The organism is Pseudomonas koreensis (assembly GCF_025447595.1).
In the GTDB taxonomy this organism is placed as follows: Bacteria; Pseudomonadota; Gammaproteobacteria; order Pseudomonadales; family Pseudomonadaceae; genus Aquipseudomonas; species Aquipseudomonas koreensis_H.
This window is the reverse complement of record NZ_JAOEJU010000007.1, coordinates 207,110-221,777: the sequence shown is the minus strand read 5'-3', so window position 1 is coordinate 221,777 and position 14,668 is coordinate 207,110. Positions and strand designations below refer to the sequence as shown.

The 14,668-nt window shown below is 59.7% G+C and carries 13 protein-coding genes and 4 tRNA genes; 5 read left to right on the top strand and 12 right to left on the bottom strand.

Annotation, left to right across the window (positions count from 1 at the left end; translation table 11 throughout):
- From N8H71_RS12285 to N8H71_RS12260, 6 genes are all read right to left on the bottom strand, one after another.
- Window positions 1–1,878: DUF6531 domain-containing protein (locus tag N8H71_RS12285; RefSeq protein ID WP_262194163.1), on the bottom strand; the 1,878-nt coding region annotated here is incomplete at its 3' end.
- Between the two features lie 225 nt (window positions 1,879–2,103).
- Complete coding sequence (locus N8H71_RS12280; protein ID WP_085732322.1) at window positions 2,104–2,511, bottom strand: SEL1-like repeat protein; 408 nt, start codon at window positions 2,509–2,511, stop codon at window positions 2,104–2,106.
- On the bottom strand, window positions 2,512–2,883 hold the full coding sequence (locus N8H71_RS12275; protein ID WP_003223109.1) for a hypothetical protein: 372 nt from the start codon (window positions 2,881–2,883) through the stop codon (window positions 2,512–2,514).
- Window positions 2,880–3,221, bottom strand: a complete 342-nt coding sequence (locus N8H71_RS12270; protein ID WP_007950435.1) for a helix-turn-helix domain-containing protein — start codon at window positions 3,219–3,221, stop codon at window positions 2,880–2,882. The genes N8H71_RS12275 and N8H71_RS12270 overlap by 4 nt, the downstream gene beginning before the upstream one ends.
- 114 nt (window positions 3,222–3,335) lie before the next feature.
- Window positions 3,336–3,791 carry a YkvA family protein gene (locus N8H71_RS12265; RefSeq protein WP_007950434.1) on the bottom strand — a complete coding sequence of 152 codons (456 nt, stop codon included), beginning with the start codon at window positions 3,789–3,791 and terminating at the stop codon, window positions 3,336–3,338.
- 294 nt (window positions 3,792–4,085) lie between these two features.
- The gene (locus tag N8H71_RS12260) at window positions 4,086–4,802 is read right to left on the bottom strand and encodes an FKBP-type peptidyl-prolyl cis-trans isomerase (protein WP_007950433.1); all 717 of its coding nucleotides are present in this window, start codon (window positions 4,800–4,802) and stop codon (window positions 4,086–4,088) included.
- A gap of 270 nt (window positions 4,803–5,072) precedes the next feature.
- Here N8H71_RS12260 and N8H71_RS12255 point away from each other — a divergent pair, with 270 nt between their 5' ends.
- Together N8H71_RS12255 and N8H71_RS12250 are read left to right on the top strand one after the other, a co-directional pair.
- Window positions 5,073–6,881 (top strand): cytochrome c, encoded by a 1,809-nt coding sequence (locus N8H71_RS12255; protein ID WP_262194162.1) that lies wholly within the window; start codon window positions 5,073–5,075, stop codon window positions 6,879–6,881.
- Between the two features lie 26 nt (window positions 6,882–6,907).
- The gene (locus N8H71_RS12250; protein ID WP_262194166.1) at window positions 6,908–8,044 is read left to right on the top strand and encodes a catalase family protein; all 1,137 of its coding nucleotides are present in this window, start codon (window positions 6,908–6,910) and stop codon (window positions 8,042–8,044) included.
- Window positions 8,045–8,190: 146 nt separating this feature from the next.
- Here N8H71_RS12250 and N8H71_RS12245 read toward each other — a convergent pair.
- The 4 genes from N8H71_RS12245 to N8H71_RS12230 form a co-directional block, all read right to left on the bottom strand.
- Window positions 8,191–8,267, bottom strand: a tRNA-Asp gene (locus N8H71_RS12245).
- Window positions 8,268–8,286: 19 nt separating this feature from the next.
- Window positions 8,287–8,362: transfer RNA gene (locus tag N8H71_RS12240), tRNA-Val, on the bottom strand.
- 190 nt (window positions 8,363–8,552) lie between these two features.
- Window positions 8,553–8,629 (bottom strand) — tRNA-Asp (locus N8H71_RS12235).
- 19 nt (window positions 8,630–8,648) lie between these two features.
- Window positions 8,649–8,724, bottom strand: a tRNA-Val gene (locus N8H71_RS12230).
- Between the two features lie 159 nt (window positions 8,725–8,883).
- On the opposite strand from N8H71_RS12230, the gene rdgC reads away from it, so the two are divergent.
- The 3 genes from rdgC to sugE all read left to right on the top strand — a co-directional run bounded on the left by rdgC (window position 8,884) and on the right by sugE (window position 11,350).
- Window positions 8,884–9,804 (top strand): recombination-associated protein RdgC, encoded by a 921-nt coding sequence (rdgC, locus tag N8H71_RS12225; RefSeq protein WP_007950430.1) that lies wholly within the window; start codon window positions 8,884–8,886, stop codon window positions 9,802–9,804.
- A gap of 147 nt (window positions 9,805–9,951) precedes the next feature.
- The gene (locus N8H71_RS12220; RefSeq protein WP_262194161.1) at window positions 9,952–10,917 is read left to right on the top strand and encodes a bile acid:sodium symporter family protein; all 966 of its coding nucleotides are present in this window, start codon (window positions 9,952–9,954) and stop codon (window positions 10,915–10,917) included.
- A gap of 118 nt (window positions 10,918–11,035) precedes the next feature.
- On the top strand, window positions 11,036–11,350 hold the full coding sequence (gene sugE / locus N8H71_RS12215; protein WP_039769847.1) for a quaternary ammonium compound efflux SMR transporter SugE: 315 nt from the start codon (window positions 11,036–11,038) through the stop codon (window positions 11,348–11,350).
- Between the two features lie 121 nt (window positions 11,351–11,471).
- Here sugE and N8H71_RS12210 read toward each other — a convergent pair whose 3' ends face one another.
- Both N8H71_RS12210 and N8H71_RS12205 read right to left on the bottom strand, forming a co-directional pair.
- Window positions 11,472–13,346 carry an MFS transporter gene (locus N8H71_RS12210; RefSeq protein ID WP_262194160.1) on the bottom strand — a complete coding sequence of 625 codons (1,875 nt, stop codon included), beginning with the start codon at window positions 13,344–13,346 and terminating at the stop codon, window positions 11,472–11,474.
- A gap of 110 nt (window positions 13,347–13,456) precedes the next feature.
- Window positions 13,457–14,608, bottom strand: coding sequence for a TDT family transporter (locus N8H71_RS12205; RefSeq protein ID WP_262194158.1), 1,152 nt, complete (start codon window positions 14,606–14,608; stop codon window positions 13,457–13,459).
- Window positions 14,609–14,668 lie beyond the last annotated feature (60 nt).

The window sequence follows — 14,668 nt, the reverse complement described above, 5'->3', positions numbered from 1 at the left end:
CTCCCAGAAGAAGCTCGCGCCACCGCTCAGTTGCCGTTGCAGGATGACGTGCCGGTCGTCGTAGTCGTAACGCTCGCACTCTCCGACGGCGTTCGACGCCTCGCTCAATCGATGGCGGGCATCGAAGCGGTAACTGGCCAACGTCTGTTCGGTACGCCAGGCAGACTCCCGAAAAACCTGATAATCGACCGCGACCAGATGCGCCCGCTCATAACGCAGCAACAGGGAACGGCCAGCGCCGTTGTCGAGGCGCTCAACGCGATCCAGACGATCCCGCGTAATACGCAACCGGTTACCGTACGCATCGCTGACAGCCGTCAGACGCCCAGCCCGAAAGTGATAAAACCGCGCCGCCTCACCCGCCAGCGCAACGATCAACTCCTCCGGCTCATCCCCGAGAAAGATCGCCGCCCGCGACAAACTGTTGTGAATCGCCGGCCGCTCGACACTCGGCAACGGAAACCGCGTGCGCCGGTTCTCATGGTCAACCCAGACCACCGAAGCGCCATCAACCTCCAGACGATGCGCCAGCGAATGGCTCCAGCCAAACCCCAACCCGACATCAATCTCGGCCGCACTGGTGCGATACAAGCGGCTGAACTCGAACGGCAACAGCCCATCGAGCACACCATCGGTCAGCGTCAGCAGCTCTTCGCCGGTGACCATCGACACCGGACACCCGTTGGTACAGGTCAGCGGCGCACAATCGGCACTGTCACCGTTGGGGTTTTTCGCCTGATCCGGCGTGTCGTCGTGTCGCTCATCCTTTTTCAGGGAAGCATTACGCCGGGCATCCCAGCGCAATTGCATGCGGCCCTTTTTCACCCCGGCGGCGATGCCCCGTGCGGCGACGGATTTGTACTGGTTCACATAGCCGATGAAGGTGCTGACGATGCCGAACATCGCCTTCACCAGGCGCGTCACCGCCGACAGCAACTGAGCGCCACGCTCCGCCAGACGCAAGGTCAGATACGCGATCCCCGCACCGGCGCCAACGAAGGTCAACACAACCCCGATCAACACATCGATCAGCAGTTGCACCACCACCATCGATAGTGCCTCGACGGTTTTCCCAGCGACTTCACTGGGTGGCAACATATCCAGCCAGAGGCTGGCGGTACGCAGCAACAGACACAGCGCCGCCTCGTCACTGACCAGTAACTGAAGCTTCTCCATCATTTCCGGCGCTGTTTTTGCCAGCGCGATCAACTGTGCGGCGCCACTGCCCAACCGCTCGGCAAACTTTCCGGGATCCTGGAGAATTTCCGAGAGCAGCCCGATGCTGTCCCATACCCCCTCGATTGCCGCCCAACTCCCGGCCAGCATGCCGTTCCCGGCTGCTGTGGCCACCGACTGCGACCACTGCGGCTTGAAGCCCTGCCATTCGCTGCGCAGCCAACTATCCAGTTGCTGAGTCAGGCCATCGTAGGATTCGAAAAGCGCATCAACCTGCTGCTCGCTGGCCTCGCTGTGCACCACCACCCGGTAGAACTTGCCCGCCTGACCGGTGAACACGCCCTTGCCCTGAGCATCGAGCGTGACGGACTTGACCTCGCCGCTATCCACCGCCACCACATCGACAGCGATGCCGCCCAATGGAATGTCGTACACCGACTCGAACTTGCTCTCGATCTCCATCGGCCCGGTTTTCGTGCATTGCACGACGGCCGAAGAGAAGCGCTTGTCGTCAATGGCGACCGCCGTGCTGTGTTCGCCGAAACGGATGATCCGCTCCATCCCCATCAGTGACGGCAAATCAGCCGCATGGCTGACGCTGTCTGCCGAGCGACTGAGCCAGTGCTTCAGCTGTTTGCGATAGAGATCAAGGGTACGGGGAAAGCTGTCGAGTTCTTGCTCGATGCGGGCGACGGCATCCATCAGCGCATTTCCATGCGCATGGCGAAACGAAAAACCGGGTCAAACATGTGCGTTCCCTCGCGCAAAAATCAGGCGAGGGACTTTGCGGGGGATCAATCAGAAAAGAAGTCAGGCGAGTAGGCAGAAGATGTAGGAGAAGTCTGTAACTGATTTTTATCGAATTGCAGACGCAAAAACGGGGCGGGAGGTTTCCCTCACGCCCCGTTCACGGAACAGATGATTTGTTTACCGAGAAGAATCCCGGCCGGCCAGCTCTTTCAACTTGAGCTCGGCCAACGGATGTCCAGCCTTGGCCGCCATGGTCCACCAGCGAGCCGCTTCGGAAGGATCGGGCGCTTTACTGGGCGTACCAGCCAGACTGATGACACCGACCTGATAAGCCGCTTTGCCATCACCGGCCAAAGCCGCCAGTCTCAGCAGTCGCACACCTTCTTCACGCGCGCCCAGGCCAACCCCGCGAAACGTCAGGATGTGCCCGTAAAAACTTTGCGCGCCGACATCGCCCAGGTTGGCCATGCGCGCAAACTGCCCTTCGAGCCAGCGCCAGCCACGGGGCTGACGGACAAACCACGACCAGTGAAACAGCCTACGGGCCAGCCAGTAACTTGCCCGCGCCTTGAGTCGTAAAAACACTCAGGCCTCCGCCGATTCCGGGTACTCGTACTCAAACACCCGGACCACTTCAGAGGCATGCCAAGAGGCGGCGGCAACACCGTCGGACGGCCCGGAAAAACGCCCCAGACGCTCGACACATTCAAAGAAACCGGTGCGAGGCAGGCGACTGGCACCCTGGCTGATCACCAGCGAGCTGCGCAACGGTTGTTCGGCTTTCGCGTCAAGTGCCGCGAGATGCTCCAGTGCAGCGGTCAATGTCTGCATGGCCGGCGTCGGCAGTTGCAGGCGTTCGAGCAAGGCTCGATAGGTCAAAAGATGGCGCTGCCTGCGCGCCTGATCCAGCTCCCCCAGCAATCCGTCCCAATGTTGACGACTGATGCGTACGCTCACGATTGTTCCCTCCACCCTGGCACCGTCAACTCCCAGGCCAGGCTGCGGCGAATCGCGGCGTCGGGCAGACGCTCGCCACTTTCAATCATGGCCAGGTAAGACGGGCTGATGCCTACCGTGCGGGCGAGCGCCTCGATGGCGATGCCCTTCCCTTCGCGCAAACTGCGTAACTGATCCAGACCTGGAAGAATCGGGTCCGGGGTTGCCGCAAGCGGCGCTGGAGCCGGTTGCGACGGTGCTTCGTTAATGCCTGCTGCTTTCAGTAGAGCCTGATACTGAGCCCATGGCAGAACCGCATATTCGGGTTCGCCATCGCGTGCAATTATCTGAATATCCATGACTACCCCGTAGGACAACAACACTTAGCGAGTCGGCACTTTTCCCTAGAAGTGTAATCCTAACAGCGGCCAAGGTCGTGGGGGGTATCTATCTGTGTACGAGGCTGTCGCGATTCAGGACTTTTTCGGCCCCTGAAGCTGAAGTTGTTCGGGCGTATCGGGCAAGCGCTCGACCACTCTGAGCTTTTCCGGCGCCTGGCGCTGGCGCCACAGGCGGAAGGCATTCAGTTCATCGTCGAGGGTTTTCATCAGCCAGGCGAGGACGGCGATGTCATCGAGCATGCCGAACATGGGAATGAAATCCGGGATCGCGTCCACGGGGCTTAGGAAATACATCAGACCGGCCACCACCGAAACGATCGCCTTGGCGCTGATCGCGCGGTACTCGCCGCGCCAGTACGCCAGACACAACGCCTGCAACAGACGCAGATCGTCCTTCAGTTTGCCGAGACGATTGCCCTGGGCGGCGCCTTTGCTGGCCACGGCAAACAACAAGGTCGGCAAGCGGCCTCGAGCCAGCAGGCGTCCGGCCAAAGGCAGGAATCGGGCGAAATTCCACGGCGCTTTCATTTATTTCTCCCGTTGAAATGTTATCCACACAAATTGTGGATAACCTTGTGAACAGAGCTGCATTTCAGCGCTGAGAGCCCCGTTTCATAAGGGCTGCGCTCAGATCGGGCGTTTTTTACTCACATAAAAAATCCCAATATTTCATTGACTTGGCGGCTCCGGGCGTCTAGCACGGGCAACCTTAAAGTCTAGGACTGCCATGACCGGCATCGGTTCGGTCTGTTTACGCTGACCATCGTCCAGATGCAACAACGCCCCGCATAAGCGAGGCGTTGTTGTTGAAACCGGCGCAGATTACTTGGCGGCGGCGTCTTCTTTGGCTGGATCCTTGATGGCCAGCAGTTCAAGGTCGAAAACCAGAACCGAGTTGGCCGGGATTGCCGGGCTTGGCGATTGTGCGCCGTAAGCCAGATCGCTAGGGATGTACAGCTTGTACTTCTCGCCAACGTGCATCAGTTGCAGGCCTTCGACCCAACCCGGGATCACACCGCTGACCGGCAGATCGATCGGGCTGCCGCGCTCGACGGAGCTGTCGAATACGGTGCCGTTGGTCAGCTTGCCGGTGTAGTGAACGGTCACGACGTCGGTAGGCTTAGGCTGTGGGCCGTCGGCTTTCTTGACCACTTCGTACTGCAGACCGGAAGCGGTGGTGGTCACGCCAGCCTTCTTGCCGTTTTCTTCGAGGAATTTCTTGCCGGCAGCTGCCGACTCTTCGCTCATTTTGGCCATACGCTCTTCGGCACGCTTTTGCAGTGCGGCGAAGGCTTCAACCAGTTCTTCGTCTTTCAGCTTCTGTTCTTTCTTGCCGACGGCATCTTCGATGCCCTGGGCTACCGCTTTGGAGTCCAGATCATCCATGCCTTCCTGAGCAAGGCTCTTGCCCATGTTCAGGCCGATACCGTAGGAAGCTTTTTGCGCCGGGGTTTTCAGCTCTACGCTGGTCTGCGAATCACAACCCGCGAGGACCAGGCTAACCAGGGCAACCGCCGCCGCCAACCGATGCTGTTTCATGCTATTTCCTTGTTCATGCGCCGAAAGGGCAATCGAGTAAAGCCGCGAGCTTATCAGGCCGCCACGACCAATGGCTACCGGCATGAGAGCAGGAATCTTCCGATAAGTTCAGGGATTAAAAAGCATTTGGCGAAAGCCACGATGAAGCTTCTGTCATCTTTCGCCGACAGCGATTAATGCCGCTTCCCACAACACTTGGCGTAATGGCCACTTGCCGCACACGGCTTGGCTCAGGCATAACAGCGCAACAACTCGACAAGGATGTTTATCTTGCGCCTCTTATACCGTGGTTTGACGCTGATCGTGGTGCTGCTGGGACTGGTCCTGGCAGTGGTTCTTTACTATGTCGCCAATCCGAAATTGCCCTTCCCCACACCCGCAAAACAGGTGCACTACCTGAACCAGTGGACTGAGCAAGAGCGCCAGACCTACTACTTCACCCCGCAGGGGACGCAGGTCAAAGGCCTTCGTTACGAATGGTTTCAGGTGCTGGAACTGCCGTTCTCGCAGCAACGCTTTGCCTCCCCGGAATACCTCGCACGCTTCGGCTTTCTGATCGATCCGCAGCAGAAAGCCACGCCGGACAACCCGGGGAATCTGCCGGTGGGTTTCGCCCGGCACCAGAATCCCGGCAGCGCCGAGCAATATCTCGACATCACTTGCGCGGCCTGCCACACCGGCGAACTGCACTTCAATGGCCAGGCGGTACGCATCGACGGTGGCTCGGCTCAGCATGTGTTGCCTTCCAGCGTTCCTACATTGCGCGGCGGCAGTTTCGGACAGGCATTGGTTGCCAGTCTCACCTCGACTTACTACAACCCGTGGAAATTCGAGCGTTTCGCCCGCCACGTGCTGGGCAACGACTACGACGCACGCAACGAACAGCTACGCAAAGACTTCAAAAGCTCACTGAACACCTTCATCAAAGTGGCCTGGAACGATACTCACCGTGGCCTCTACCCCACCGAGGAAGGCCCGGGCCGCACCGATGCGTTCGGGCGTATCGCCAACGCGACCTTCGGCGATGCGATCTCCGCGAGCAACTACCGCGTGGCCAACGCCCCGGTGGATTACCCGCAGCTGTGGGATATGTGGACCTTCGACTGGGTACAGTGGAACGGTTCGGCGCAGCAACCGATGGCACGCAATATCGGCGAGGCGCTGGGTGTCGGCGCCACCCTGAACTTCTTCGACGCCAACGGCCAGCCGTTGCAGGGTGATGACCGCTATGCCTCCAGCGTACGCGTACGTGATCTGCACAAGATCGAAGAAACCCTGCAAAAACTGCGACCGCCGGCATGGCCTGAAGAAGTCCTGGGCGTGGTCGACAAACCCTTGGCAGCCAAGGGGCGAGCCCTGTTCGCCGAGAATTGCGCCGGATGCCACGTCCCGCGCCAGACCCAGGAAGGCGAGCGCTGGGTGCAGCACCTGCACATGCTCCCGGCGGACGTCATCGGCACCGACCCGAATGCCGCCAACAACATTGCCAATCACCGCTTCGACCTGACTGCCCTGCAATGGAACCCGGCAGAGCTTGAACAAATGGACGTTAAGTTGCACCCAACACCCAAGGAGCCGCTGGATCTCAGCCAGCTGTCAGTGGCCAAGGGACTGGCTTACGTCACCGCCTTCGTGGAAAACCGTGCGTACCGTGAAGCGGGCGTCACCGCCGCCGAAAAACCACAGCTCGATGGCTTCGGTCTGCCGATCGGCGTTCGCGAAAAAGTCGCCTACAAGGCGCGTCCGCTTGCCGGCGTATGGGCCACGGCCCCGTTCCTGCACAACGGCTCGGTGCCGAGCCTTTATCAGTTGCTGTCGCCTCAGGACGAGCGCGCCACCACCTTCTATAAAGGCACCTTCGAATACGACCCGCGCCATCTGGGCTACCGCACCGAAGCCTTCACCAACGGTTTCCTGTTCGACACCCGCATCACCGGCAACCACAACAGCGGCCACGAATTCCGCGCCGGCGAGCGCGGCAATGGCGTCATCGGCCGACTGCTGCAGCCTGAAGAACGTTGGGCGCTGCTCGAATACCTGAAAGTGCTGGGCGGCCCGCTGGAGGCGCAACTGCCATGATCTTCAATTCCTTCAAAAGACCTTCGATGCTGGCGCGTTTCTGGCTCTGGCTGGGACGGTTACTGGGCAAAACCCTGCTGATTCTGCTGGTGATCGGCCTGCTCGGCTGGGCCCTGACCACCGCGTGGTTCGCCTGGCAGCACCGTGGCCCGGTGTCGGCACTGGAACAGATTCCAGATGGCGAAGCCGCCATGACCCAGGACGTGATTCAGACCGCGGTGCGCATCGTCGATCAGCACCGCGAAAGCACCCGCTACCTGCGCGATGCCCATGCCAAGGCCCATGGCTGCGTGAAGGCCGACGTGCAGGTGTTGCCGGATCTGGCTCAGGAATTGCGCCAAGGCGTTTTCAGCGAACCGGGCAGGCTGTGGAAAGCGACGATGCGCCTGTCCAACGGCAACGCCTATCCGCAATTCGACAGCATCCGCGATGCCCGAGGCATGGCGCTCAAATTGCTCGATGTACCGGGCAAACAGTTGCTGGGTGACCGTCAGGGTCTGAACGAACAGGATTTCGTGATGTTCAGTCACCCGAACTTCTTTGTCAGCGATGTCGCAGAGTACCGTCAGAATGTGGCAGCGCAGGCTGACGGCAAGAAGGTCATGGCGTTTTTTCCGGGGTGGGATCCGCGTGGCTGGCAGATCAGGCATCTGTTCATTGCACTGGCAACCCTGTCGCCACCGCCGGACAGCCCGACCAGAACGACATATTTCTCGGTATCGCCCTACAAGTTCGGCGAAGCCAATGCCAAGTTCCGGGTGATGCCGGATCCGGAGCGCTGCCCCGCTTACACCTTGCCGAAACAGAACCAGGATCTGCCGAACTTCCTGCGCAATGCATTGAATCAACAGCTGTCGACCGACCGGATTCCTGCGTGTTTTGTGTTGCAGATCCAGCGCCAGGACGCAAACAAATACATGCCGATCGAAGACACCAGCATCGAATGGCGCGAACAGGACAGTCCATTTCAGACTGTGGCTCGGATCACCCTGCCCCCGCAGGACTTCGACACCCCGGCCCTGAACCTGCAATGCGACAACCTGTCGTTCAATCCATGGTTCGGCATCGACGCTCATCGCCCGATTGGCGGGATCAATCGGCTGCGCAAAGCGGTGTATGAAGCGGTGAGTGATTACCGCCACAGCCGCAACTCGGCGCAATAGCTGCGCCAGAAACGAAAAAAGCGACCGTCAATGGTCGCTTTCTCATGTTCTGGCCCGGCAAAAAGCCAAATCCCGGACAGCAAAAAGCCCGCACAAGGCGGGCTTTCTGTGGTGATCTGGCGTTCAGTGTTCCAGATTACCGAATATGGCGCAGCGGACGGGACTCGAACCCGCGACCCCCGGCGTGACAGGCCGGTATTCTAACCGACTGAACTACCGCTGCGCGAAACGCTTGAAACGAATGGTGGGTGATGACGGGATCGAACCGCCGACATTCTGCTTGTAAGGCAGACGCTCTCCCAGCTGAGCTAATCACCCTTCGCTTCGTTACGGGGCGCATTATGCCACAGATTTTCGTAATATGTTGATTTAATTGAAGTTTTTTTCAAATAAATCCGAAAACCGGTGAAACGACACATCCCGCATGTACAACTCGAGGCAGAAAAAAACCCGCCTTGGCGGGTTTTTCCGTGGTGACCTGGCGTTCAGTGTTCCAGGTTACCGAATATGGCGCAGCGGACGGGACTCGAACCCGCGACCCCCGGCGTGACAGGCCGGTATTCTAACCGACTGAACTACCGCTGCGCGAAACGCTTGAAACGAATGGTGGGTGATGACGGGATCGAACCGCCGACATTCTGCTTGTAAGGCAGACGCTCTCCCAGCTGAGCTAATCACCCTTCGCTTCGGTGTGGCGCGCATTCTACGGAGCGCCCCAACCTCTGGCAAGCACTTTTTTAATTAATTTTCTTAGCCCTTCCAAAGGCTTAGAGAAGGGTTGGCCTATGACCCGGCGAAGACAATAATGCCCCCCTTTGTATAAAGGAGAGACTCACCCCATGTGGTTCAAAAACCTGCTTATCTATCGCCTGACCCAAGACCTGCCTGTCGATGCCGAGGCGCTGGAAACTGCACTGGCCACCAAACTGGCGCGTCCATGTGCAAGCCAGGAGTTGACCACCTACGGTTTCGTCGCGCCGTTCGGCAAGGGCGAAGATGCACCACTGGTGCACGTCAGCGGCGATTTCCTGCTGATCTCCGCCCGTAAAGAAGAACGCATCCTGCCAGGCAGCGTCGTGCGCGATGCGGTCAAGGAAAAGGTCGAAGAGATCGAAGCCGAGCAGATGCGCAAGGTCTATAAGAAGGAACGCGATCAGATCAAGGATGAAATCATCCAGGCCTTCCTGCCGCGCGCCTTTATCCGCCGCTCGTCGACCTTCGCCGCCATCGCGCCGAAACAGGGCCTGATCCTGGTCAACTCGGCCAGCCCGAAACGCGCCGAAGACCTGCTCTCCACCCTGCGTGAAGTGATCGGCACCCTGCCGGTTCGCCCGCTGACCGTGAAAACCGCGCCGACCGCCGTGATGACCGAATGGGTCACCACCCAGCAAGCCGCCCCGGACTTCTTCGTGCTGGACGAGTGCGAACTGCGCGACACCCACGAAGACGGCGGCATCGTGCGTTGCAAGCGTCAGGACCTGACCAGCGAAGAAATCCAGCTGCACCTGAGCACCGGCAAGGTGGTGACTCAACTGTCGCTGGCCTGGCAGGACAAACTGTCGTTCATGCTCGACGACAAGATGACCGTCAAGCGCCTGAAATTCGAAGATCTGCTGCAGGATCAGGCGGAACAGGACGGCGGCGACGAAGCCCTCGGCCAACTGGACGCCAGTTTCACCCTGATGATGCTGACGTTCGGTGACTTCCTGCCGGCGCTGGTTGAAGCACTGGGCGGTGAAGAGACGCCGCAGGGCATCTAAAGCCAAGCGTGTTTCATCTGTGGGAGCGAGCTTGCTCGCGAAGGCGCCGTGTCAGGCAATATATAAGTTGAATGACACAACGCTTTCGCGAGCAAGCTCGCTCCCACAGTTCGTTTTGTAGCGTTTATCAATAATAAGGAACAGGCCATGCGCGCACTGGCTGCACTGAGTCGTTTTGTCGGCAACACCTTCGCTTACTGGGTACTGATTTTCGCGGTGATCGCGTTCCTGCAACCGACCTGGTTCCTCGGTCTCAAAGGCGCGATCGTGCCGCTGCTCGGGCTGGTGATGTTCGGCATGGGCCTGACCCTCAAACTCGACGACTTCGCCGCCGTCGCCCGTCATCCGTGGCGTGTGGCCCTGGGCGTGGTTGCACATTTCGTGATCATGCCGGGAATGGCATGGTTGCTCTGCCAGATCTTTCATCTGCCGCCGGAAATCGCCGTCGGCGTGATTCTGGTCGGTTGCTGCCCGAGCGGCACCTCATCGAACGTCATGACCTGGCTGGCCCGTGGCGACCTGGCGCTGTCGGTGGCCATCGCCGCCGTCACCACCCTCCTCGCCCCGTTGCTGACGCCGGCACTGATCTGGCTGTTGGCCTCGGCCTGGTTGCCGGTTTCGTTCATGGAACTGTTCTGGTCGATCCTGCAAGTGGTGCTGCTGCCGATCGTCCTCGGCGTGGTGGCGCAACGCGTGCTTGGTGACAAGGTACGCCACGCGGTGGAAGTGTTGCCGCTGGTGTCAGTGGTCAGTATCGTGATCATCGTCGCCGCCGTGGTCGCCGCCAGTCAGGCGAAAATCGCCGAATCCGGCCTGCTGATCATGGCCGTGGTAATGCTGCACAACAGCTTCGGCTATTTGCTGGGTTATTTCACCGGGCGCCTGTTCGGCCTGCCACTGCCTCAGCGCAAGTCCCTGGCGCTGGAAGTCGGCATGCAGAACTCGGGGTTGGGAGCTGCGCTGGCCAGTGCGCATTTTTCGCCGTTGGCGGCGGTGCCGAGCGCGCTGTTCAGTGTGTGGCACAACATTTCCGGGGCGCTGCTTTCGACGTACTTCCGACGGATGAGCGAAAAAGAAGACCGTGAGACGTTGGCGCAACAGGCGGCCGACTGACCCCGGATCAAGGCGCGGCGCACAATTTTCGGTAGTATGTGCGCCACGCGGGGACGACCCTGCGGCTCAATCGAGTTTTCAATCTGGGGACGGCCCCGTCAATCGATGGAGGTCTCTCATGTCCTGGATCATTCTGTTTTTCGCCGGCCTGTTCGAAGTCGGCTGGGCCGTCGGCCTGAAATACACCGATGGTTTCACCCGTCCGCTTCCGACCGTTCTCACCGTTGCCGCCATGGCGGTCAGCCTTGGTCTGCTCGGGCTGGCGATGAAGGAGTTACCGCTGGGCACGGCTTACGCGATCTGGACTGGCGTCGGTGCCGTGGGCACGGTGATTGCCGGGATCATCCTGTTTGGCGAATCGATGGCATTGATTCGCCTGGCCAGTGTGGCGTTGATCGTCACCGGACTGATCGGGCTCAAGGTCAGCGCTTAAGCCACTGCCTCATCGCGGGCAAGCCCGCTCCCACAGGTTTCCGGGTGTACACAAAATCCATGTTCACTGGAGATCCTGTGGGAGCCGGGCTTGCCCGCGATGAGGCCGGCACAGCCAATGATTATCTGACTGTCCCGCGCAATTCCCCGACCAACGCCTGCAGTTCCGCCGGTTGCGCTGCTTCAACGGCGACCGGCGAACCCGCCACCAGCGTCACCCGCGACCACAAGCGCCGAAACACCCCTTTGTTCGGATCGCGACTGAAGAAACTCCCCCACAACCCCTGCAATGCCAGCGGAATCACCGGCACCGGCGTCTCTTCGAGAATCCGTGTCAGCCCGCCTTTGAATTCATTGATCTCACCATCGGCGGTCAACTTGCCTTCCGGGAAGATGCACACCAGCTCACCGTCCTTCAGATATCGGGCAATCCGGGTGAAGGCCTTTTCGTAGATCTGGATGTCTTCCTGGCGTCCGGCGATAGGAATGGTCCCCGCCGTGCGGAAGATAAAGTTCAATACCGGCAGGTTGTAGATCTTGTAGTACATGACAAAGCGAATCGGCCGACGCACCGCGCCGCCGATCAGCAACGCATCGACGAACGACACGTGGTTGCACACCAGCAGCGCCGCGCCCTCATCGGGAATCGCCTCTAGGTTGCGGTGCTCGACGCGGTACATGGAATGGCTCAGCAGCCAGATCATGAAACGCATGCTGAACTCGGGGACGATCTTGAAGATGTAGGCGTTGACGCCGATATTCAGCAGCGACACCACCAGGAACAGCTGCGGAATCGACAGCTTGACCACGCTCAACAACACGATGGTGACAATCGCCGAAATCACCATGAACAGCGCGTTGAGAATGTTGTTGGCGGCAATTACCCGCGCCCGCTCGTTCTCGGCGGTGCGCGACTGGATCAGCGCGTACAGCGGCACGATGTAGAAACCGCCGAAGATCCCGAGACCCAGCACATCGATCAACACCGCCCAGGCATGGCCGAAACTCAGCACTTCGGTCCAGCTATGGCCAACAGCGCTTTCTGGAATTCCACCGGAATGCCACCACAGCAACAGCCCGAAAACCGTCAGGCCGAACGAGCCAAACGGCACCAGGCCGATCTCGACTTTGCGTCCGGACAGCTTTTCGCACAGCATCGAACCCAGCGCGATACCGACCGAAAACACGGTAAGGATCAGGGTGACTACGGTTTCATCCCCGTGCATCCACTCCTTGGCATAAGCCGGGATCTGCGTCAGATAAATCGCCCCGACGAACCAGAACCACGAGTTGCCGACGATCGAGCGCGACACCGCAGGCGTCTGCCCCAGGCCGAGTTTCAAGGTCGCCCACGACTGACTGAAGATGTTCCAGTTCAGGCGCATTTCAGGGGTCGCCGCTGCGGCGCGAGGAATGCTGCGACTGGCCAGATAACCCAGCACGGCGATGCCGACAATCGCGGCGGACACCACCGGCGCGTAATTGGCCGACGACATCATCACCCCGGCGCCGATGGTCCCGGCCAGAATGGCCAGGAACGTGCCCATCTCCACCAGCCCGTTGCCGCCGACCAACTCATCCTCGCGCAGCGCCTGCGGCAGGATCGAATACTTCACCGGCCCGAACAGCGCCGAGTGCGTGCCCATGGCGAACAGCGCCACCAGCATCAGCGACAGGTGATCGAACAGGAAGCCGACGGATCCCACGGCCATGATGGCGATCTCCGCCAGTTTGATCAGACGAATCAACGCGTCCTTGGCGAATTTTTCCCCGAACTGCCCGGCCAGCGCCGAAAACAGGAAGAACGGCAGGATAAACAGCAGCGCGCAAAGGTTGACCCAGATCGAACGGTCACCTTCGATGGTCAGCCGATAGAGAATGGCGAGGATCAGCGACTGCTTGAACACGTTGTCGTTGAACGCGCCCAGCGACTGGGTGATGAAGAACGGCAGGAAGCGCCGGGTACGCAGCAGGTTGAACTGTGAGGGGTGACTCATCTTCCGTGTGACCCTGTTGTTTTTGGAAAGAGAAGGTAGCGAGTGGCCTGGCTACGCTTATAAGAATCTCGAACCGCGATCCAGGCCACACATTACCTAATCTTTGCAGGTTATTTCTTCAAACCTGCAATGCACGGTGAAACAAACAGCTCGCCGCGCCACGCACCTTGCAGCGTGCGTTTACCGACAATCAGCCACATCACCGCCAGCAATCCCACCAGCGAGCAACCGGCCACGTTGAAAAAAGTCAGGTGCAAGGTGCTGCCGAGTTTCAGAGTGGCCAGCGAGTAAACACCCAGCGGAAAAGTAAATCCCCACCAGCCAAGGTTGAACGGAATGCCGTCACGCAAGTAGCGCACGGTGATCAGCAGCGCCATCAACATCCACCACAAGCCGAAGCCCCACAGCGTAATCCCGGCGACCAGCCCCAGGCCCGACGCCATTTCGCCGATGCCTGGCAGACCGTTCGCTGCGAAGATCGCTGGAGCGTCGCCGCCCAGCAGCAACATGCCCAGAGCGCCGGTGCCGATCGGCCCCAGAGCGAGCCAGCTCGAGGCCGCCATGTTTTCGTGAGGCAGTTTGTGCAAGGCCATGCGCAGCAACAGGATGGTCAGGATGCTGAACGCCACCGGCAGGGAAAAGGCCCAGAGCACGTAACTGGTCACCAGCACCACCAGTTGCGCGTGGGCATCCGCCAGATGCGGCGCGAGCAATCCGCCGCTGGCGGCTGCCACTTCCGCCGCCACCACCGGAAGCAGCCACACCGCCGTCATCTGATCGATGCTGTGCTCCTGACGGGTGAACATCATGTAGGGGATCAGCACACCGCAGGCCAGCGACATCGCCACGTCCAGCCACCACAGTGCTTCGGCGAGGTGAATCACACCATCGCCCCAACGCGGCAGACCGAACAGCAGAAAACCGTTGATGATGGTCGCCAGGCCCATGGGAATGGTGCCGAAGAACATCGAAACCGTGGAATGCCCGAAAATCCGCCGCGCCTCGTCGAAGAAAAGAATCCAGCGTGCGGCGTAGGCAGCGGTAAACAGCACGAACAACAGAATGTTGAACAGCCACAGCCCTTCGGCCACGGCGTGCAGGCCGGGAATGGACACCGGCAATTGCGCCAGCGCCAACGCCAGCACGCCGGTGCCCATGGTCGCGGCGAACCAGTTCGGGGTGAATTGGCGGATTACTTCACGCGGGTGCTGAAGCTGGCTGAATGGCTTGATGCCGGGTTTGGCGCTGTTGGGGCAAATCATCATGAACTCCTGTCCTCAGGTGAGGTTGAGTTCATGGTAGAACCGAATCGAATATCTATA